The following is an 18690-nucleotide window of genomic DNA, read 5'->3' on the forward strand; positions in this document are numbered from 1 at the left end:
AAAATCGCTTGTTTCATGGCTTAAACGTCATTTATTCTCTTGAGTCGTCGAAATCATCGCTAAGATTAATATACTCAGCGGATGGGTGCGTAAGAGCCAATTCTGACGTGCCGAAACCGAAGTACCATTAAGATTAACACGAAGTCATCGCAACAGCGGACATGCGTTACGTAAGCTTGCAATTCTATCCGTAGCCGCCGCCGTTGTCTTTAAGATTCAGGAGCGTAGTGCATGGAGTTCAGTGTAAAAAGCGGTAGCCCGGAGAAACAGCGTAGTGCCTGCATCGTTGTGGGTGTCTTTGAACCGCGCCGACTCTCCCCGATCGCCGAGCAACTCGATAAGATCAGCGATGGCTACATCAGCGCGCTGCTCCGTCGCGGAGAACTGGAAGGTAAGCCAGGACAAACCCTGCTGCTTCACCACGTACCGAATGTCCTCTCCGAGCGTATTTTGCTGATTGGCTGCGGTAAAGAGCGTGAACTGGATGAGCGCCAGTACAAGCAGGTCATTCAGAAAACCATAAACACCCTGAATGATACGGGCTCGATGGAAGCCGTCTGCTTCCTGACCGAACTGCATGTCAAAGGGCGCAACACCTACTGGAAAGTGCGCCAGGCCGTTGAGACAGCGAAAGAGACCCTGTACAGCTTCGATCAACTGAAAACCAACAAAATCGAACCGCGTCGTCCGCTGCGTAAAATGGTCTTCAACGTGCCGACTCGTCGCGAGTTAACCAGCGGCGAACGCGCTATCCAGCACGGTCTGGCTATCTCTGCGGGGATTAAAGCAGCCAAAGATCTCGGCAATATGCCGCCGAATATCTGTAATGCCGCGTACCTCGCTTCGCAGGCGCGCCAGTTGGCGGACACCTACAGCAAAAACGTCCTGACCCGCGTGATTGGCGAACAGCAGATGCGCGAACTGGGCATGCACTCGTACCTGGCTGTCGGCCAGGGCTCGCAGAACGAGTCGCTGATGTCGGTGATTGAGTACAAAGGCAACCCGTCGGAAGACGCTCGCCCGATTGTGCTGGTCGGTAAAGGCCTGACCTTCGACTCCGGCGGTATCTCCATCAAACCTGCCGAAGGCATGGACGAGATGAAGTACGACATGTGCGGCGCGGCGGCGGTGTACGGCGTGATGCGCATGGTGGCCGAACTGCAACTGCCGCTGAACGTGATTGGCGTGCTGGCAGGCTGTGAAAACATGCCAGGCGGGCGCGCGTATCGTCCGGGCGACGTGCTGACCACCATGTCCGGCCAGACGGTCGAAGTGCTGAATACCGACGCCGAAGGCCGTCTGGTGCTGTGCGATGTGCTGACCTACGTTGAGCGCTTCGAGCCGGAAGCGGTGATCGATGTCGCGACGCTGACCGGCGCATGCGTGATTGCCCTTGGCCATCACATCACCGGTCTGCTGTCGAACCACAACCCGCTGGCGCACGAACTGATTGGCGCGTCCGAGCAGGCTGGCGACCGCGCATGGCGTTTACCGCTGGGCGATGAGTACCAGGATCAGCTGGAATCCAATTTTGCGGATATGGCGAACATCGGCGGCCGTCCTGGCGGTGCTATCACCGCGGGTTGCTTCCTGTCGCGCTTTGCCCGTAAATACAACTGGGCCCACCTGGATATCGCCGGTACCGCATGGCGCTCCGGCAAAGCCAAAGGCGCAACCGGTCGTCCGGTGGCGATGCTGTCGCAGTTCCTGCTGAACCGCGCCGGGTTTAACGGCGAAGAGTAAGTCGTCAATGCCGGATGGCTATGATTGCCGGATGGCGGCTATGCCCTGTCCGGCCTGGAACCTCGCGCAATGTGAACTCTATACCCTATGGATTTCGCGTTGCATCGCGGCGGCAACTGAGCAAATCCCCAGGAGCATAGAAAACTATGTGACTGGGGTGCGCAACAAATCTGCCGGGAGCAGATTTGAACGCTGCCTGCAGCGGCCCCTTGAGGGCGAGGCCCAGGGATGGGCCGAGTATTCGCAGCCAACAAAGAGGCAGCGTGAAAGACGACGGGTATAGATATGAAAAATGCGACCTTTTACCTTCTGGACAACGATAACGCCGTTGACGGCTTAAGCGCCGTCGAGCAACTGGTGTGTGAAATTGCCGCAGAACGTTGGCGTAACGGCAAGCGCGTGCTGATTGCCTGTGCCGATGAGCAGCAGGCGATTCGGCTGGATGAAGCATTATGGGCGCGCCCGGCAGAGAGTTTTGTGCCGCACAATCTGGCTGGCGAAGGTCCGCGCGGCGGCGCGCCGGTCGAACTGGCCTGGCCGCAAAAGCGCAACAGCAGCCCGCGCGATATTCTTATCAGCCTGCGCGCGGAATTTGCAGATTTTGCCACCGCTTTCACAGAAGTGGTAGACTTCGTCCCTTACGAAGACTCTCTGAAACAACTGGCTCGCGAACGCTATAAAGCCTACCGCGTGGCCGGTTTCAACCTGAACACGGCAACCTGGAAATAATGGAAAAGACATACAACCCCAAAGATATCGAACAGCCGCTGTACGAGCAGTGGGAAAAGCAGGGCTATTTCAAACCGAACGGTGATGAAAGCCAGGAAAGCTTCTGCATCATGATCCCGCCGCCGAACGTCACCGGCAGTTTGCATATGGGCCACGCCTTCCAGCAGACCATCATGGACACCATGATCCGCTACCAGCGCATGCAGGGGAAAAACACCCTGTGGCAGGTGGGTACTGACCATGCTGGTATCGCAACCCAGATGGTGGTTGAACGTAAAATTGCCGCTGAAGAAGGGAAAACCCGCCACGATTACGGTCGCGACGCGTTTATCGACAAAATCTGGCAGTGGAAAGCCGAATCCGGCGGCACCATCACCAACCAGATGCGTCGTCTTGGCAACTCCGTGGACTGGGAGCGCGAGCGCTTCACCATGGATGAAGGCCTCTCCAACGCGGTCAAAGAGGTGTTTGTCCGCCTGTATAAAGAAGATCTGATTTACCGTGGCAAACGCCTGGTGAACTGGGATCCGAAACTGCGCACGGCGATTTCCGACCTTGAAGTGGAAAACCGCGAGTCGAAAGGCTCAATGTGGCATATCCGCTATCCGCTGGCCGATGGCGCAAAAACCGCTGATGGTAAAGATTATCTGGTGGTTGCCACCACCCGTCCGGAAACCCTGCTGGGCGATACCGGTGTGGCCGTCAACCCGGAAGATCCGCGTTACAAAGATCTGATTGGCAAGTTTGTGGTGCTACCGCTGGTTAACCGTCGCATTCCGATCGTTGGCGATGAACACGCCGACATGGAAAAAGGCACCGGCTGCGTGAAAATCACCCCGGCGCACGACTTTAACGACTACGAAGTGGGCCGTCGCCACAAGCTGCCGATGATCAACATCCTGACCTTTGACGGCGATATCCGTGAAAGCGCACAGGTTTATGATACCAACGGCAACGAATCCGACGTTTACCCGGCGGATATCCCGGCAGAATTCCAGAAGCTGGAGCGTTTTGCCGCGCGTAAAGCAATGGTCGCTGCCGTGGACGCGCTTGGCCTGCTGGAAGAGATTAAACCGCACGACCTGACCGTTCCGTACGGCGATCGCGGCGGCGTGGTTATCGAACCGATGCTGACCGACCAGTGGTACGTGCGTGCCGATGTGCTGGCGAAACCGGCGGTTGAAGCGGTGGAAAACGGTGACATCCAGTTCGTGCCGAAGCAGTACGAAAACATGTATTTCTCCTGGATGCGCGATATTCAGGACTGGTGTATCTCCCGTCAGCTGTGGTGGGGTCACCGCATTCCGGCGTGGTATGACAACGACGGCAACGTCTACGTTGGCCGCAGCGAAGAAGAAGTGCGTCAGGAAAATAACCTGGCTGCTGATATCGCGCTGCGTCAGGACGATGACGTGCTGGACACCTGGTTCTCCTCCGCGCTGTGGACCTTCTCCACGCTCGGCTGGCCGGAAAACACCGATGCGCTGCGTCAGTTCCATCCGACCAGCGTGATGGTCTCCGGTTTCGACATCATCTTCTTCTGGATCGCCCGCATGATCATGATGACCATGCACTTCATCAAAGATGAAAATGGCAAGCCTCAGGTGCCGTTCAAGACCGTCTACATGACCGGTCTGATCCGCGATGATGAAGGGCAGAAGATGTCCAAATCCAAAGGCAACGTGATTGACCCGCTGGATATGGTTGACGGTATTTCGCTCGCGGATTTGCTGGAAAAACGTACCGGCAACATGATGCAGCCGCAGCTGGCGGAGAAAATCCGCAAGCGCACCGAGAAACAGTTCCCGGATGGCATTGAGCCGCACGGCACTGACGCCCTGCGCTTCACGCTGGCGGCGCTGGCTTCAACCGGTCGCGATATCAACTGGGATATGAAGCGACTGGAAGGTTACCGTAACTTCTGTAACAAGCTGTGGAACGCCAGCCGCTTTGTGCTGATGAACACCGAAGATCAGGATTGCGGTTTCAATGGCGGTGAAAGGGTGCTGTCGCTGGCTGACCGCTGGATCCTCGCTGAATTCAACCAGACCATCAAAGCGTACCGCGAAGCGCTGGACAACTTCCGCTTCGATATCGCCGCAGGGATTCTGTACGAGTTCACCTGGAACCAGTTCTGCGACTGGTATCTGGAGCTGGCCAAACCGGTCATGAACGGTGGTTCGGAAACCGAACTGCGCGGCACTCGCAATACACTGGTGACGGTGCTGGAAGGTTTGCTGCGTCTCGCGCATCCGATCATTCCATTTATCACTGAAACCATCTGGCAGCGCGTGAAAGTGCTGAAAGGCATTACCGCTGACACCATCATGCTGCAGCCGTTCCCGCAGTACGATGCGTCGCAGGTTGACGAAAAAGCGCTGGCGGATACCGAGTGGCTGAAACAGGCGATTATCGCCGTGCGTAATATTCGCGCCGAGATGAACATCGCGCCGGGTAAACCGCTGGATCTGCTGCTGCGCGGTTGCAGCGAAGAGGCGATGCGTCGCGTGAACGATAACCGCAACTTCCTGCAAACGCTGGCGCGTCTGGAAAGCATCACCGTGCTGCCAGCCGATGATAAAGGGCCGGTATCGGTCACTAAAATTATCGATGGCGCAGAGCTGCTGATCCCGATGGCAGGTCTGATCGACAAAGAAGCCGAGCTGGCGCGTCTGGCAAAAGAAGTGGCGAAGGTCGAACAGGAAATTGGCCGTATCGAAAGCAAGCTGGGCAACGAAGGTTTTGTCGCGCGCGCACCGGAAGCGGTAATTGCGAAAGAGCGTGAAAAACTGGACGGTTACGCTCAGGCGAAAGCGAAGCTGATTGAACAGCAGGCAGTCATCGCCGCGCTGTAATCCTCTTCAGGCATGAAAAAGCCGGGCTGCGATGCCCGGCTTTTTTTATCCCTCCGGTGGGTTGCCCGGCGGCTTACCGGACAACCAACGTTTCAGCCAACACAACGCAGCCCGGATAAAACCGGCACAATAAACTCAGAACAGCGCCGGGTAGAACGACAGACCGCGCGCCAGCAGGTTGGCCGGATCCTTCGCCGGTTGTTGATCGTGATTCTCCAGCGGCAATGACGACAGATCACCGTGCAGATGCGTGTTTTCCAGCAGATAGCGGGTAAAACGCACCTTCGCCCATGGCCACGCCAGGAATAGCGTTACCGAACACACCAGCAAATTAGTGACGGAGATCCAGAACACGCGTCCCAGCGTGACCGTAGAAGAGAAATGAATATCCCCTTCCAGCGCCAACTGGCTGTAAAGGTAATTACGCAGCTTCACGAAAGCGAAAATATAACAAATGATCGCACCGCCGATATAAACCAGGTAGCTGAAGATCAATTTGCCATAAAACGGCCCCATCAGCATCGCCAGTTGCTCCGGATTGTCGCCAACCGCGTAAGCATATTGCGAGAGCATAAAGAAGGCCGGAATGGTGATATAAAGCGCGATGGCAATAAACGGCACAAACAGCAGCATCGACAGCACAATAATGGTGATGCACTTTTTCACCGAGAATTCGCCGGAAAATTTCAGCTTACCGTATTGCAGATTATTCACCAGCATACTAAACCACTGAGCAGTATATACGCCCTGCATTATCGCCACACCCAGCAATAATACCAGGGTACCAACGCCAATCATGGTGAAAATAGCGGTATACGAACCGCTGCTCAGCGCCGAGGTGGTAAAGAAAGAAAACACAATAATGGCAGCAGCCACGATCAGCAACGGGCAGCCCATCATCACCCACCACGCCCGCAGCGGGCTGGCGTAAAAACTAAAGCGGACGCCGTTAATCTCCGTCATCAGAAATTGATAACGCAAACCCTGAGTAATCAGCCATGGGAAAAAGATCAGGAATAACGCCATCATGCACAATTGCAGGACAATATTGCCATGCACCATGTTAATGATGAAAACTGCATACAGCACCAGCATGCACAGCCAGCCGACAAATACCGAACGCCCGGTCGCGTGGTAAGAAAAACGTGCGCCATCCAGTTCAGTATTGGCGTAGAAATAACGGCGGGAACGGACTAACGCCCATGGCAAATATAACCCCAGCGTTATCATGGTTAGCAGAATATTAATCAGCCAGATCAGGAAATAGCCTTTACCACTTCCCTGAAAAAGGAAATGGCGTACCGGCGCTGTCGCGGAACCCTGAGTATCGAAAGTCATAACAATCCTTATCGCAAAAAAGAAAAGCACAGCCTAATAAGACGTAAAAATGTTACGGAATAGTTATTTCCAGCCTCAAGTTTAAATAGCTTACGGATAAAAAAATAGCGACCAATATTCCTGGTCTTGCCAGATTGCTGTGAGAGTGGTATTAAGCGTGATCACGTGAAAAAGTAACCTAACAGAGAGCAGAGATGAATGTGACCGCTCCGGTAGAGGTAAAAATGCGCCGAATTGCTGCAACAGACAATGCCGCAATCGCATCTGTGATCCGCCAGGTATCGGCGGAATATGGCCTCACCGCCGATAAAGGCTACACCGTTGCCGACCCTGAACTGGATGAGCTGTACCAGCTTTACAGTAAGCCGGGTTGCGCCTATTGGGTCGTCGAACTGAATGGCGAGGTCGTGGGCGGAGGCGGCGTGGCGCCGCTAAAATGTAGCGAGCCGGATATTTGCGAACTGCAAAAGATGTATTTTCTTCCCGCTGCACGCGGTCAGGGGCTGGCGAAAAAGCTGGCGCTGATGGCGATGGATCACGCCCGTACACAGGGCTTTACCCGCTGTTACCTGGAAACGACCGCGTTTTTAACCGACGCCATCGGCCTGTATGAACATCTGGGGTTCGAACATATCGATGGGCCGCTGGGCTGTACCGGTCATGTTGACTGTGAAGTGCGCATGCTGAAAACGCTGTAACGGTAAACGAGCGGGTAGCGCACCCGCTCCGTATGCTGATTATGAGCGGCTCGCTTTAAGCATTAATGAACGATACAGACCGGCTGCCCGTTCCTGCGGCAGCGCCTGCACCCCGTGCAAAATCTCCAGCATCATGTCGCAAACCACTTTCTCCTTGCCAGATGCCTGATCCGGGTGGCTGAGCAATTGCACATCCTGCCCATATTTGCTGTAGAGCTGGCGCACAATCGGTTTGAGATCCGCCTGCGCCTGCTTCTCCTCTTGTGGCGTAATGGTGTGCTTATCCGGCCCGTAGGTGGCCTGTAGCATGGCGTAATCGGTGTCCAGACGGCGTTGCAGCATCGCGCGCGAGTTAAGCGCCATCGGGTTAACGCCGCCTTTTACCTCCGGATAATGGAAACGGAAGCAGGCATCATCGCTGATTTTTTGCATTTCTACTGTTTGATCGATCAACACACGCGTTTCCGCGACCACCAGTTGATCCGACGCCAGCGGCATACGCTGCATTTGCAAAGCGCTAAACCGGGGCTGGATGGTATCGATAATTTTTTGCTCATTGGCACCGGCTTTCATCAGCACCACCACCTGATTACGCAGCTCGCTAAACAGCTTTGGTTCGTGTTCAGCCATTAATTGCCAGGTGGGAACTTGCTGCACCATCGCATCAAACCGCGCCTCGGCGGTTTGCGCATTTTTTTGTGCCTGCAAATAGCGGATGTCGATAAAATTCCACAGGGCGATAAATACCGCCACCAGTACTGCCGCGCTGCCCTTACTTAGCCACCCTTTTTTTCGCATCAGCCCGGTGACAATGGTTATCGCCGCACCGGCATAGCCCGCCATCACTACGTGCGTCCAGTTCATCCTTTGTTCCCTTAACGTTGGATTACACCGGCACGCCGCTGTGAAAACGGAACTCCGTATCCGGTGTTGAGATCAGCGCCGCTTCCACTTCGCCAAAATGGCGCACGCGCGGACTGATATCGACAGTGGAAATCTGTTGTGCCAGCGCCAGATAATCCTGATAGTGACGCGCCTCTGAACGCAGCAGCGACAAATAAAAGCTCTGCAAATCTGCCTCCAGCCACGGCGCCAGCGCAGCAAAACGTTCGCAGGAGCGGGCTTCAATGTAAGCGCCGCAAATGAGTTTATCGACCAAAGTGAGCGGCTCATGAGTGCGAACTTCTTTCAGCATGCCTTTGGCATAACGGCTGGCGGTGATTTTGACGTAGGGAATATTACGGGCGTTCATCGCTTCCCGCACCTGCCAGAAATGGTGCAGTTCTTCTTTAATCAGCAGCACCATGCTGTCGATAAGCTGGCGTCCCCAGGCATCGTCGGTCTGCGGCATGACGCTTTTGCCGATCTGTTTATGCAGGGCGACAAAATCCGGTTCCGGCCCTTCGCGGAAAGCGAAGGCTTCGTAGGGTTTCAGCCACTCCAGTAGCGCATCCGAACCGGCTTTATCCGCCACATATTTGCGTACCAGCAGCATGGCGGTTTGCGCCGCTTTCAGTTCGCAGATCATGTGGTCGGTCAGCAGCAGCGGCAGCATGGCCGGGTCGCGGGCTTTTTCTATCCAGGCGTTGGGTGTCGGGCAGTGGAGAAAATCTAAAACCGGGGCGAGTATTTGCGGGTAATCCATGGCGGTTCCTTGCTTTGCGGCAGCAGGCGCTGCCGCAACGGTCACTCAATGGCGCACGCCGTTGTCTTCTTCATCGACGTAATCGTCGTCGTCACCTTCTTCGCCGTCTTCGCCTTCTTCACCGTCAGGATCTTCGTAGTAAGTCCCCCAACCGTCGTACTCAACGCCGATTTTCTCCGCGAGGTTGATCAGCTGTTCAACTTGCGTGTCGATAAGCTCGGCGTTCAGCGCGCATTCGCTCAGAACGTCGCAGCAAATCACCACTTCACCTTCGTCCAGCTCCAGCTCTTCCGGCTCAGTCACTTCATAACCCAGCTTGAACGCTTCAACGGCGGCTTTTTCCAGCGTCTCAAAATCATCTGCCGACAGATGATGCTCAATGGTGTACAGCGCTTCAGGATCGCTGCCGTCTTCCAGCAATTCTTCAATAATCAAACGCGTCTCTTCGCGCTGCTCTTCCAGGTGTTCCGGGTTCGCCATGGCTCGTTCCTCATAATGTGGCAGATACACTTATTGTCACACACCGCCGCCGTTGCCTCCACTCCTCGCCGAAAAGATTTATCCGCCGGGGTTGCAAATGCATATTCATACATATAAATTGAATTTTAATTCAACAAGTGGCCTTAGCCATGTGAGGAAAACATGTCTGCGTTTTACCAGAAACATTTTTTGAAACTGCTCGATTTTACACCTGCGGAAATCAACGCCCTGCTGCAACTCGCCTCGCAATTAAAAGCTGATAAGAAAAAAGGCCAGGAAGTGCAGAAACTTATCGGCAAAAACATCGCGCTCATCTTCGAAAAAGACTCTACCCGCACCCGATGCTCTTTCGAAGTTGCCGCATACGATCAGGGTGCCCGCGTTACTTATCTTGGGCCAAGCGGCAGCCAGATCGGCCATAAAGAATCGATTAAAGATACCGCGCGCGTACTGGGTCGTATGTACGACGGCATTCAATATCGCGGCTACGGCCAGGAGATTGTCGAAACGCTGGCGCAATATGCAGGCGTGCCGGTGTGGAACGGTTTAACCAATGAGTTCCACCCGACGCAACTGCTGGCGGATCTGCTGACCATGCGCGAGCACCTGCCGGGCAAACCGTTCAACCAGATGGCGCTGGTCTACGCCGGCGATGCGCGCAACAACATGGGCAACTCCATGCTGGAAGCGGCGGCGCTGGTCGGCCTGGATCTGCGTCTTGTTGCGCCGAAGGCCTGCTGGCCGGATGCCAGCCTGGTGGCGGAGTGCACCGCGCTGGCAGTGAAAAACGGTGGCAATATTCTGCTGACAGAAGATGTCGCCGCTGGCGTGAAGGGCGCAGATTTCATCTATACCGATGTCTGGGTATCGATGGGTGAAGCCAAAGAGAAATGGGCTGAACGCATCGCGCTACTGCGTCCTTACCAGGTGAACAGCATGATGCTGTCGCTGACCGGCAACCCGCAGGTGAAATTCCTGCACTGTCTGCCGGCCTTCCATGACGATCAAACCACGCTCGGCAAGAAAATGGCGGAAGAATTTGGCCTGCACGGCGGTATGGAAGTCACCGATGAAGTGTTTGAATCACCAGCAAGCGTGGTATTCGACCAGGCGGAAAACCGGATGCACACCATCAAAGCCGTGATGGTGGCAACGCTCAGCCAGTAAGTTTTGCCCCTCACCCGCAGGGGTGAGGGAGCATTATCAGGCAACCAGCAGCTTCACCACCGCTTTGCGCACTTTCGCAGGTGCATTGATCGCACACAGCGGTTTATGTACTTCGCCTGGCCAGAAGACGACAAAATCCCCTTCGCTTAGCACCACGGTTTTTTCCTCGCCGCCTTCCGGCAAAAACGCAATGTCTTTATCAGCCAGCCAGTCAGTATCCGGTGCGCCCGCAGGCAAGGTGCTGAAGGTCATCCCTTCCTGGCCTTTCAGGACGATCTGAATATCCAGATAGCGCGCGTGATACTCCGCGCGGCGCTCGGCGAATGGCTGAGTCGAATCCTCAGAGATGAGATAAAACAGGCGGTTACCGTCGATGTCGTGTTTGCCGATCGCCGTCGCATCGGTGACATGCTGTTTAACGTGTTCAATAGCCTGGCGCAATTCCTGCGGCAGCCAGGATTGCAGATGGTGAATATTACCAACGATCATGATTTAACCCTCGATATAAAACATCGTTTCATTTTTAAATGTTTATACGAAAATTCACACTGCCATACCACCACTTTTTACGGGAGATTTGTGACAACGCATGTTTATCGGAAAATATGTTATATGCCTGTTAATCCTCAGGCGGAGTTTATGCAGTGATAATGCATAAACCTGGTCAGCGGGAACAGCGAACCATCTGTTAACTACTGATATTTAATATATTATTTAAAAAACCTTCCCTGAATCACACTTTGACGCTTCGCTTATTTGCGTGCTAATTCACTGGTTATTTCCCTTTTCACCCGCTTGTGAAACTGGTTTATTCACTATTTTGCATATTTATTCTAATCATTACTATTAGCGCATAAAAATCAAGGCGTTACACATCAATGAAATCCATACATGTCTACAAAATTATAACAACCGTGAATAATATCAGCCATTAATGCGTAGCCATTCATCTTTATAATAAGGCTAATTATCTATTCTCTGACGCGAATCATGCATTCGAACAACAGCCCTTTAATATCCCATCCGACGTGAGCACAATCACATTATTAATTCATACGACTTCTACTATGAGCCGTGAAATTAACAACCATTAACCCGCGAAGAAATTAAAAAGATTTCATCGCGCGCCCCCTTTTTATTCTTAAAAAACAGTTAAAGGAATAATTATGGAAAAGCACTACGTCGGTTCTGAAATAGGTCAATTGCGAAGCGTTATGCTGCATCGCCCCAATTTAAGTCTGAAACGTTTAACCCCATCGAATTGCCAGGAATTATTATTTGATGATGTGTTATCGGTCGAGCGCGCCGGCGAAGAGCACGACGCCTTCGCAAACACGCTGCGCGAGCAGGGTGTGGAAGTCCTGCTGTTAACCGACCTTCTGACACAAACGCTTGATATTGCTGAGGCGAAAGCCTGGTTGCTGGACATGCAGATCTCCGACTATCGCCTTGGCCCCGCCTTCGCCGCAGACGTACGCAGCTGGCTGGCAGATATGCCGCATCGCGAGCTGGCGCGGCGGCTCAGCGGCGGATTAACCTACGGAGAAATCCCGGCATTTATTAAAAATATGGTGGTGGATATCCACACGGCGAATGATTTTATTATGAAGCCGTTGCCCAACCATTTATTTACCCGCGATACATCCTGCTGGATTTATAACGGCGTATCGATTAACCCAATGGCCAAACCAGCTCGTCAGCGCGAAACAAATAATCTGCGCGCAATTTATCGCTGGCATCCGGCCTTCGCTGACGGTGAATTTATTAAATACTTTGGCGACGAAAATATTAATTATGACCATGCCACTTTAGAAGGCGGCGACGTATTAGTGATCGGTCGCGGCGCGGTATTAATTGGCTTGTCAGAACGTACCACGCCCCAGGGCGTTGAGTTTCTTGCCAATAGCCTGTTCAAACACCGCCAGGCTGAACGCGTTATCGTCGTCGAACTCCCCAAACACCGCTCCTGTATGCATCTCGACACCGTGATGACGCATATCGATATCGACACCTTCTCCGTTTACCCGGAAGTGGTGCGCAAAGATGCGCATTGCTGGACGCTCACCCCGGACGGACGCGGCGGCCTGCAACGTACGCAGGAGAACGATCTGCTGCACGCCATTGAGAAAGCGCTCGGCATTGACCAGATACGGCTCATCACCACCGGCGGCGATGCCTTCGAAGCCGAACGCGAACAGTGGAATGACGCCAACAACGTCCTCACGCTGCGCCCCGGCGTGGTGGTGGGTTACGAACGCAATATCTGGACTAACGAAAAGTATGACAAAGCCGGGATCACCGTGCTGCCCATTCCTGGCGATGAGCTGGGGCGCGGGCGCGGCGGTGCACGCTGCATGAGCTGCCCACTGGAACGCGACGGGATTTAAAGGAGCCATCATGGAAAGAAAACCTACGCTGGTTGTCGCGCTCGGCGGCAACGCACTGCTGAAACGCGGTGAACCGCTGGAAGCGAACCTCCAGCGTCAGAACATTGATCTTGCCGCGCGCACCATCGCCGGGCTGACCGCGCAGTGGCGCGTGGTGCTGGTACACGGCAACGGGCCGCAGGTTGGTCTGTTGGCGCTGCAAAACAGCGCTTACGACAAAGTCACGCCCTACCCGCTCGACATTCTTGGCGCCGAAAGCCAGGGGATGATCGGCTACATGCTGCAACAGTCGCTGAAAAACATCCTGCCGCAGCGCGAGGTAAGCGTACTGCTCACCCAGGTGGAAGTGGACCCGGCCGACCCGGCATTCAGCAACCCCACCAAATACATCGGCCCGGTTTACAGCGAAGCGCAAGCCCACGCGCTGCAGCAGGAAAAAGGCTGGGTCTTTAAGGTAGATGGCCACTACTTCCGCCGCGTGGTTCCCTCCCCACAGCCCAAACGCATTGTCGAGAGCGATGCCATCAGTGCGCTGATAAACCGCGATCACCTGGTCATTTGCAATGGCGGAGGCGGCGTACCGGTAGTGGAAAACGCCAACGGCTACCACGGCATTGAAGCGGTGATCGACAAAGACCTCTCGGCGGCGCTGCTGGCACGGCAAATCGAAGCGGACGCTCTGCTGATCCTCACCGATGCCGACGCGGTGTACCTCGACTGGGGCAAACCCACGCAGCGCCCGCTGGCGCAGGTAACCCCGGAAATGTTGCAAGGGTTGCAGTTCGACGCGGGCTCGATGGGACCGAAAGTCGCCGCCTGCCGCCAGTTTGTCGAGGCCTGCAACGGCATCGCGGGTATTGGCGCACTGGTGGATGGCCCGGCCATTCTCGCCGGGGATAAAGGCACCTTAATTCGTCACTGATTTAAAAAGGAAGATCTCATGAGTATCAATTTGAAAAATCGTAACTTTCTCAAACTGCTCGATTACACACCGGCGGAAATCCAGTACCTGATCGATCTTGCTATCCGGTTGAAAGCTGACAAAAAAGCGGGCTGTGAGAAAAAAACGCTGGTTGGCAAAAACATCGCGCTGATTTTTGAAAAAACCTCCACCCGCACCCGCTGCGCGTTCGAAGTGGGCGCTTTCGATCAGGGCGCGCAGGTGACCTATCTCGGGCCGAGCGGTTCACAGATCGGTCATAAAGAGTCAATGAAAGACACAGCACGCGTGCTGGGACGCATGTATGACGGCATCGAATATCGCGGTTATGGCCAGCAAATTGTGGAAGAGCTGGGTCAGTATGCCGGTGTTCCCGTATGGAACGGGCTGACCAACGAGTTTCACCCGACGCAGATCCTTGCCGATCTGATGACCATGCTCGAACACGCGCCGGGCAAACGCCTGTCGGAACTGCGTTTTGCCTACCTCGGCGATGCGCGCAACAACATGGGTAACTCGCTGATGGTCGGCGCGGCCAAGATGGGCATGGATATCCGGCTGGTCGCGCCGAGGTCGTTCTGGCCGGAAGCCGCGTTGGTTGAGCAATGCCAAGCCATTGCCCGTGAAACCGGTGCGCGCATCATGCTCACCGAAGAGGTTGAAGAAGGCGTGCAGGGCGTGGATTTCCTCTATACCGATGTGTGGGTGTCGATGGGCGAACCGAAAGAGGCCTGGTCCGAGCGCGTCAGCCTGATGAAACCCTATCAGGTCAATAGCGCGGTGGTGAAAGCCACCGGCAATCCGCAGGTGAAATTTATGCACTGTCTGCCCGCATTCCATAACGAGCACACCAAAGTGGGCGGCGAGATCGAAATGGCCTATGGCCTGAAAGGGCTGGAAGTCACGGAAGAGGTTTTCGAATCGCCGAACTCCATCGTCTTTGACGAAGCTGAAAACCGGATGCATACCATCAAAGCGGTTATGGTGGCGACACTCGGCGACTAACCACTCCCCCGGCACATCACGGGGTGTGCCGGGGTTAAGGAGCACATCATGGGCAAGTTCAAATTCCCTTCCGCTTACACCATTCTCTTTGTGTTGATTGCCATTGTCGCCGCGCTCAGTTGGATCATTCCTGCGGGTCAGTATCATATGGCGATGAACCCCGCGCTCGGCAAAGAGGTGCCCGTTGCCGGAACCTATGCGCACGTTACCGCGCAACCGCAGGGGCTTATCGCGGTGATCATGGCACCGATTAGCGGTCTGTACGATCCGGATACCGGACAGGCGGGCGCTATCGACGTGGCGTTGTTTATTCTGATCATCGGTGGCTTTCTGGGCATCGTCACCAAAACAGGTGCCATCGACGCCGGGATCGAGCGCGTCACCACGCGCTTACGCGGCCACGAAGAGTGGATGATCCCGATCCTGATGGCGCTGTTTGCCGCTGGCGGCACCATCTATGGCATGGCCGAAGAGTCATTGCCGTTTTATACGCTGTTGGTTCCCGTTATGCTTGCCGCCCGTTTTGATCCGGTCGTCGCCGCATCCACCGTTCTGCTCGGCGCGGGGATCGGCACGCTCGGATCAACTATCAACCCGTTTGCCACAGTGATCGCCGCCAACGCCGCCGGGATCCCGTTCACCCACGGCATCGTCCTGCGTTTAGCGCTGCTGGTCATCGGCTGGGTGATTTGCGTCGGCTGGGTAATGCGCTATGCCCGCAAAGTCCGCGCGAACCCGGCACTGTCGATCGTCGCAGATAAGCAGGATGAGGATCGGGCCTTCTTCCTTGGGCATAAGTCAGAAGAGATCCTCGAATTTACGCCGCTTCGGAAGCTGATCCTGGTGATTTTCGCACTGGCCTTTGTAGTGATGATTTATGGTGTCGCTGTGCTGGGTTGGTGGATGGCGCAGATATCGGCGGTGTTCCTGGCGAGCGCGATTATCGTTGGTCTGATAGACCGTATGAGCGAAGAGGAGCTGACGTCGACATTTATCAACGGCGCACGGGATCTGCTGGGCGTAGCGCTGATTATTGGAATTGCCCGCGGTATCGTAGTAATCATGGATAAGGGTATGATTACTCATACTATTTTGCACAGTGCCGAAGACATGGTCAGCGGGTTATCCACCGTCGCGTTTATTAACGTTATGTACTGGCTGGAAGTGGTGTTGTCGTTTCTCGTGCCCTCTTCTTCCGGCCTTGCGGTTCTGACGATGCCGATAATGGCGCCTCTGGCCGATTTCGCTAACGTCAACCGTGACCTGGTCGTCACCGCTTATCAATCCGCGTCCGGCATCGTCAACCTGGTAACCCCGACTTCCGCTGTGGTAATGGGGGGGCTGGCTATCGCCCATGTTCCTTACGTCCGTTATCTGAAGTGGGTTGCTCCGCTGTTGGCGATATTGACCGTGGTGATCATGGCGGCGCTGAGCCTTGGGGCCCTGCTGTAACACGTCGGGTGGCTCAACGCCTAACCGGCCGTGCATAGAGTAACCAGGCCCGGCAGGCGTTGAGCTGCCGGGCATTTTGTTTCGGCAACTGATACGGGAAAAAAGATGATGGAATATGGAGATTATTCACCGAAAGAGCAGCTTCAATTAGCCGTTTGCCAGCGACTGATTAGCGAAAAAAGCTACCTTTCGCAGGAAGCGATCCGTCGCGATTTGCAGTACCACGGTTTTGACGCTATTAGCCAGTCCACCGTGTCCCGCCTGTTGAAACTGCTCGGCGTGATAAAAATCCGCAACGCCAAAGGACAAAAAATTTATGCGCTGAATCCGCAGCTGCGCCCGGTGCCGGACGCCGCCCGCACGGTCTCCGAAATGGTGGTCAGCGTCGAGCATAATAGCGAATTTATCCTTATTCACACCGTGGCCGGATATGGCCGCGCCGTGGCACGCATTCTGGATTATCACCAGTTGCCGGAAATCCTCGGCGTCGTGGCGGGGAGCAGCATTGTCTGGGTTGCGCCCAGAGAGGTAAAGCATACGGCGTTAGTGCATAAACAAATTAATTATCTACTTAGAACGCATTAATATTCAAAGAGAACCGTTTGCACTGCGTAAAATGTGCATCAATCGCTTGATCCAAAAAAGCAGCTGCGTATAATCCGGGACAATTTGCCGGGAGGAAGCATGGTCCAGTGTGTACGACAAACTGTCTTACCGCGTCTGAAAAAGGGCGCTGGCCTGCCGTTTTTCTTTCCCGTTGCGAACCCTATTCCACAGCCCCTCTATTGAGGGGCTTTTTTTTGCGCAGTCGTCAGGAGATAACCATGGCTAATCCGCTATATCAGAAACATATCATTTCCATAAACGATCTCAGCCGCGAAGAACTGGAACTGGTGCTTAACACCGCCGCACGACTGAAGGCCAACCCCCAGCCAGAGCTGCTCAAGCATAAAGTGATCGCCAGTTGCTTCTTTGAAGCCTCCACCCGTACGCGTCTGTCATTTGAAACCTCCATGCACCGTCTCGGCGCGAGCGTGGTCGGCTTTTCCGACAGCAGCAACACCTCGCTGGGTAAGAAGGGCGAAACGCTGGCAGACACTATTTCGGTTATCAGCACCTATGTGGATGCCATCGTGATGCGCCACCCGCAGGAGGGCGCTGCGCGTCTGGCAACCGAATTTTCCGGCGGTATTCCGGTGCTGAACGCTGGCGACGGCGCCAACCAACATCCGACGCAAACGCTGCTCGATCTCTTCACCATCCAGGAGACGCAAGGGCGTCTTGAAAACCTGCATATTGCCATGGTCGGTGACCTGAAATATGGCCGCACTGTGCATTCACTGGCGCAGGCGCTGGCAAAATTCAGCGGCAACCGCTTCTACTTTATCGCCCCGGATGCGCTGGCAATGCCGCAGTACATTCTGGATATGCTCGACGAGAAAGGCATGGCCTGGAGCGTGCATGCCAGCATCGAAGAGGTGATGGCGGAAGTGGATATTCTTTATATGACCCGCGTACAGAAAGAGCGTCTGGACCCGTCGGAATACGCCAACGTCAAAGCGCAGTTTGTTTTGCGCGCCAGCGATCTGACCGGCGCACGCAGCAATATGAAGGTGCTGCATCCGTTGCCGCGCGTTGACGAGATCACCACCGACGTTGATAAAACGCCGCACGCCTGGTATTTCCAGCAGGCTGGCAACGGTATTTTCGCCCGCCAGGCTCTGCTGGCGCTGGTTCTCAATCGCGATTTGGCTCTGTAAGGGGGAAACGACAATGACACACGATAATAAACTTCAGGTCGAAGCCATTAAACGCGGCACCGTGATTGACCACATCCCTGCCCGCGTCGGGTTCAAGCTGCTGACGCTGTTCAAACTGACGGAAACTGACCAGCGCATTACCATCGGCCTTAACCTGCCGTCCGGCGAAATGGGCCGCAAGGATTTGATCAAAATAGAGAACACGTTTCTTACCGATGAGCAGGTCAACCAGCTGGCGCTGTATGCGCCGCAGGCCACCGTTAACCGGATTGATGAGTATGAAGTGGTGGGCAAATCGCGCCCGAGCCTGCCGGAACGCATCACTGGCGTACTGGTTTGTCCGAACAGCAACTGCATTAGCCATGCCGAGCCGGTCACTTCCAGCTTTGCGGTGAAACAACGCGAGCAGGATATCGCGCTGAAGTGCAAATACTGCGAGAAAGAGTTCTCGCATCACGTCGTGCTGTCCAATTAACGCCCGGCCAGTAAAG

The 18690-nt window shown here is 54.7% G+C and carries 20 protein-coding genes; 13 read left to right on the forward strand and 7 right to left on the reverse strand.

What is annotated here, in order from left to right; translation table 11 throughout:
* Window positions 1–27 precede the first annotated feature (27 nt).
* Window positions 28–78, reverse strand: coding sequence for a hypothetical protein (locus CWM66_RS29305; protein ID WP_216637209.1), 51 nt, complete (start codon window positions 76–78; stop codon window positions 28–30).
* Window positions 79–231: 153 nt separating this feature from the next.
* Between CWM66_RS29305 and pepA the strand changes: the two genes are divergently transcribed.
* From pepA to CWM66_RS20365, 3 genes are all read left to right on the forward strand, one after another.
* Window positions 232–1743, forward strand: coding sequence for a leucyl aminopeptidase (gene pepA, locus CWM66_RS20355; protein WP_007372848.1), 1512 nt, complete (start codon window positions 232–234; stop codon window positions 1741–1743).
* Window positions 1744–2028: 285 nt separating this feature from the next.
* Window positions 2029–2472 (forward strand): DNA polymerase III subunit chi, encoded by a 444-nt coding sequence (gene holC / locus CWM66_RS20360; protein ID WP_035887060.1) that lies wholly within the window; start codon window positions 2029–2031, stop codon window positions 2470–2472.
* Window positions 2472–5327 carry a valine--tRNA ligase gene (locus CWM66_RS20365; protein WP_072440905.1) on the forward strand — a complete coding sequence of 952 codons (2856 nt, stop codon included), beginning with the start codon at window positions 2472–2474 and terminating at the stop codon, window positions 5325–5327. Before holC ends, CWM66_RS20365 begins: the two co-directional genes overlap by 1 nt.
* Window positions 5328–5462: 135 nt before the next feature.
* On the opposite strand, the gene CWM66_RS20370 is transcribed toward CWM66_RS20365, so the two are convergent.
* Window positions 5463–6665 (reverse strand): YjgN family protein, encoded by a 1203-nt coding sequence (locus CWM66_RS20370; protein ID WP_071920108.1) that lies wholly within the window; start codon window positions 6663–6665, stop codon window positions 5463–5465.
* Between the two features lie 194 nt (window positions 6666–6859).
* Between CWM66_RS20370 and CWM66_RS20375 the strand changes: the two genes are divergently transcribed.
* Window positions 6860–7363, forward strand: coding sequence for a GNAT family N-acetyltransferase (locus CWM66_RS20375; protein ID WP_064568638.1), 504 nt, complete (start codon window positions 6860–6862; stop codon window positions 7361–7363).
* A 39-nt stretch (window positions 7364–7402) separates the two neighbouring features.
* On the opposite strand, the gene CWM66_RS20380 is transcribed toward CWM66_RS20375, so the two are convergent.
* From CWM66_RS20380 to rraB, 3 genes are read right to left on the reverse strand one after another with little or no spacing between them, the layout of a single operon-like run.
* A complete protein-coding gene (locus tag CWM66_RS20380; protein WP_107147169.1) occupies window positions 7403–8227 on the reverse strand; it encodes a topoisomerase II in 825 nt (274 codons plus the stop codon).
* A 22-nt stretch (window positions 8228–8249) separates the two neighbouring features.
* Window positions 8250–9008, reverse strand: coding sequence for a tRNA isopentenyl-2-thiomethyl-A-37 hydroxylase MiaE (gene miaE / locus CWM66_RS20385; RefSeq protein WP_007372842.1), 759 nt, complete (start codon window positions 9006–9008; stop codon window positions 8250–8252).
* Between the two features lie 45 nt (window positions 9009–9053).
* Entirely contained in the window at window positions 9054–9488 is a 435-nt protein-coding gene (gene rraB, locus CWM66_RS20390; RefSeq protein ID WP_007372841.1) for a ribonuclease E inhibitor RraB, read from the reverse strand.
* Between the two features lie 162 nt (window positions 9489–9650).
* Here rraB and argF (CWM66_RS20395) point away from each other — a divergent pair, with 162 nt between their 5' ends.
* Window positions 9651–10655 (forward strand): ornithine carbamoyltransferase, encoded by a 1005-nt coding sequence (argF, locus tag CWM66_RS20395; protein WP_079517037.1) that lies wholly within the window; start codon window positions 9651–9653, stop codon window positions 10653–10655.
* Between the two features lie 36 nt (window positions 10656–10691).
* On the opposite strand, the gene CWM66_RS20400 is transcribed toward argF (CWM66_RS20395), so the two are convergent.
* The gene (locus CWM66_RS20400; RefSeq protein WP_007372839.1) at window positions 10692–11144 is read right to left on the reverse strand and encodes a YhcH/YjgK/YiaL family protein; all 453 of its coding nucleotides are present in this window, start codon (window positions 11142–11144) and stop codon (window positions 10692–10694) included.
* A gap of 677 nt (window positions 11145–11821) precedes the next feature.
* Between CWM66_RS20400 and arcA the strand changes: the two genes are divergently transcribed.
* From arcA to CWM66_RS20425, 5 genes are all read left to right on the forward strand, one after another.
* Complete coding sequence (gene arcA, locus CWM66_RS20405) at window positions 11822–13042, forward strand: arginine deiminase (protein WP_007372837.1); 1221 nt, start codon at window positions 11822–11824, stop codon at window positions 13040–13042.
* Between the two features lie 10 nt (window positions 13043–13052).
* Window positions 13053–13964, forward strand: a complete 912-nt coding sequence (gene arcC / locus CWM66_RS20410; RefSeq protein WP_107147170.1) for a carbamate kinase — start codon at window positions 13053–13055, stop codon at window positions 13962–13964.
* Window positions 13965–13982: 18 nt separating this feature from the next.
* Window positions 13983–14987, forward strand: coding sequence for an ornithine carbamoyltransferase (argF, locus tag CWM66_RS20415; protein ID WP_079517039.1), 1005 nt, complete (start codon window positions 13983–13985; stop codon window positions 14985–14987).
* Window positions 14988–15035: 48 nt separating this feature from the next.
* Window positions 15036–16439 (forward strand): YfcC family protein, encoded by a 1404-nt coding sequence (locus tag CWM66_RS20420; RefSeq protein ID WP_079517040.1) that lies wholly within the window; start codon window positions 15036–15038, stop codon window positions 16437–16439.
* A 105-nt stretch (window positions 16440–16544) separates the two neighbouring features.
* Entirely contained in the window at window positions 16545–17024 is a 480-nt protein-coding gene (locus tag CWM66_RS20425; protein ID WP_007372833.1) for an arginine repressor, read from the forward strand.
* 3 nt (window positions 17025–17027) lie between these two features.
* Here CWM66_RS20425 and CWM66_RS20430 read toward each other — a convergent pair whose 3' ends face one another.
* Window positions 17028–17144 (reverse strand): hypothetical protein, encoded by a 117-nt coding sequence (locus CWM66_RS20430; RefSeq protein ID WP_090135648.1) that lies wholly within the window; start codon window positions 17142–17144, stop codon window positions 17028–17030.
* On the opposite strand from CWM66_RS20430, the gene CWM66_RS20435 reads away from it, so the two are divergent.
* The 3 genes from CWM66_RS20435 to pyrI are packed head-to-tail and all read left to right on the forward strand — an operon-like array spanning window position 17124 to window position 18674.
* Complete coding sequence (locus tag CWM66_RS20435) at window positions 17124–17228, forward strand: pyrBI operon leader peptide (RefSeq protein ID WP_071532031.1); 105 nt, start codon at window positions 17124–17126, stop codon at window positions 17226–17228. The genes CWM66_RS20430 and CWM66_RS20435 overlap by 21 nt on opposite strands.
* A 35-nt stretch (window positions 17229–17263) precedes the next feature.
* Window positions 17264–18199 (forward strand): aspartate carbamoyltransferase, encoded by a 936-nt coding sequence (gene pyrB / locus CWM66_RS20440; RefSeq protein WP_007372832.1) that lies wholly within the window; start codon window positions 17264–17266, stop codon window positions 18197–18199.
* A gap of 13 nt (window positions 18200–18212) precedes the next feature.
* The gene (pyrI, locus tag CWM66_RS20445; protein WP_107147171.1) at window positions 18213–18674 is read left to right on the forward strand and encodes an aspartate carbamoyltransferase regulatory subunit; all 462 of its coding nucleotides are present in this window, start codon (window positions 18213–18215) and stop codon (window positions 18672–18674) included.
* The last annotated feature ends 16 nt before the right edge of the window (window positions 18675–18690 follow it).

This window comes from Kosakonia sp. H7A, assembly GCF_003028445.1.
Lineage (GTDB): Bacteria > Pseudomonadota > Gammaproteobacteria > Enterobacterales > Enterobacteriaceae > Kosakonia > Kosakonia radicincitans.

What these genes read in the sequence shown, in the direction of transcription:
- pepA (WP_007372848.1), top strand. Translation starts at nt 232, where the DNA reads ATGGAGTTCAGTGTAAAAAGCGGTAGCCCGGAGAAACAGCGTAGTGCC.
- holC (WP_035887060.1), top strand. Translation starts at nt 2,029, where the DNA reads ATGAAAAATGCGACCTTTTACCTTCTGGACAACGATAACGCCGTTGAC.
- CWM66_RS20365 (WP_072440905.1), top strand. Translation starts at nt 2,472, where the DNA reads ATGGAAAAGACATACAACCCCAAAGATATCGAACAGCCGCTGTACGAG.
- CWM66_RS20370 (WP_071920108.1), bottom strand. Translation starts at nt 6,665, where the DNA reads ATGACTTTCGATACTCAGGGTTCCGCGACAGCGCCGGTACGCCATTTC.
- CWM66_RS20375 (WP_064568638.1), top strand. Translation starts at nt 6,860, where the DNA reads ATGAATGTGACCGCTCCGGTAGAGGTAAAAATGCGCCGAATTGCTGCA.
- CWM66_RS20380 (WP_107147169.1), bottom strand. Translation starts at nt 8,227, where the DNA reads ATGAACTGGACGCACGTAGTGATGGCGGGCTATGCCGGTGCGGCGATA.
- miaE (WP_007372842.1), bottom strand. Translation starts at nt 9,008, where the DNA reads ATGGATTACCCGCAAATACTCGCCCCGGTTTTAGATTTTCTCCACTGC.
- rraB (WP_007372841.1), bottom strand. Translation starts at nt 9,488, where the DNA reads ATGGCGAACCCGGAACACCTGGAAGAGCAGCGCGAAGAGACGCGTTTG.
- argF (WP_079517037.1), top strand. Translation starts at nt 9,651, where the DNA reads ATGTCTGCGTTTTACCAGAAACATTTTTTGAAACTGCTCGATTTTACA.
- CWM66_RS20400 (WP_007372839.1), bottom strand. Translation starts at nt 11,144, where the DNA reads ATGATCGTTGGTAATATTCACCATCTGCAATCCTGGCTGCCGCAGGAA.
- arcA (WP_007372837.1), top strand. Translation starts at nt 11,822, where the DNA reads ATGGAAAAGCACTACGTCGGTTCTGAAATAGGTCAATTGCGAAGCGTT.
- arcC (WP_107147170.1), top strand. Translation starts at nt 13,053, where the DNA reads ATGGAAAGAAAACCTACGCTGGTTGTCGCGCTCGGCGGCAACGCACTG.
- argF (WP_079517039.1), top strand. Translation starts at nt 13,983, where the DNA reads ATGAGTATCAATTTGAAAAATCGTAACTTTCTCAAACTGCTCGATTAC.
- CWM66_RS20420 (WP_079517040.1), top strand. Translation starts at nt 15,036, where the DNA reads ATGGGCAAGTTCAAATTCCCTTCCGCTTACACCATTCTCTTTGTGTTG.
- CWM66_RS20425 (WP_007372833.1), top strand. Translation starts at nt 16,545, where the DNA reads ATGATGGAATATGGAGATTATTCACCGAAAGAGCAGCTTCAATTAGCC.
- CWM66_RS20435 (WP_071532031.1), top strand. Translation starts at nt 17,124, where the DNA reads ATGGTCCAGTGTGTACGACAAACTGTCTTACCGCGTCTGAAAAAGGGC.
- pyrB (WP_007372832.1), top strand. Translation starts at nt 17,264, where the DNA reads ATGGCTAATCCGCTATATCAGAAACATATCATTTCCATAAACGATCTC.
- pyrI (WP_107147171.1), top strand. Translation starts at nt 18,213, where the DNA reads ATGACACACGATAATAAACTTCAGGTCGAAGCCATTAAACGCGGCACC.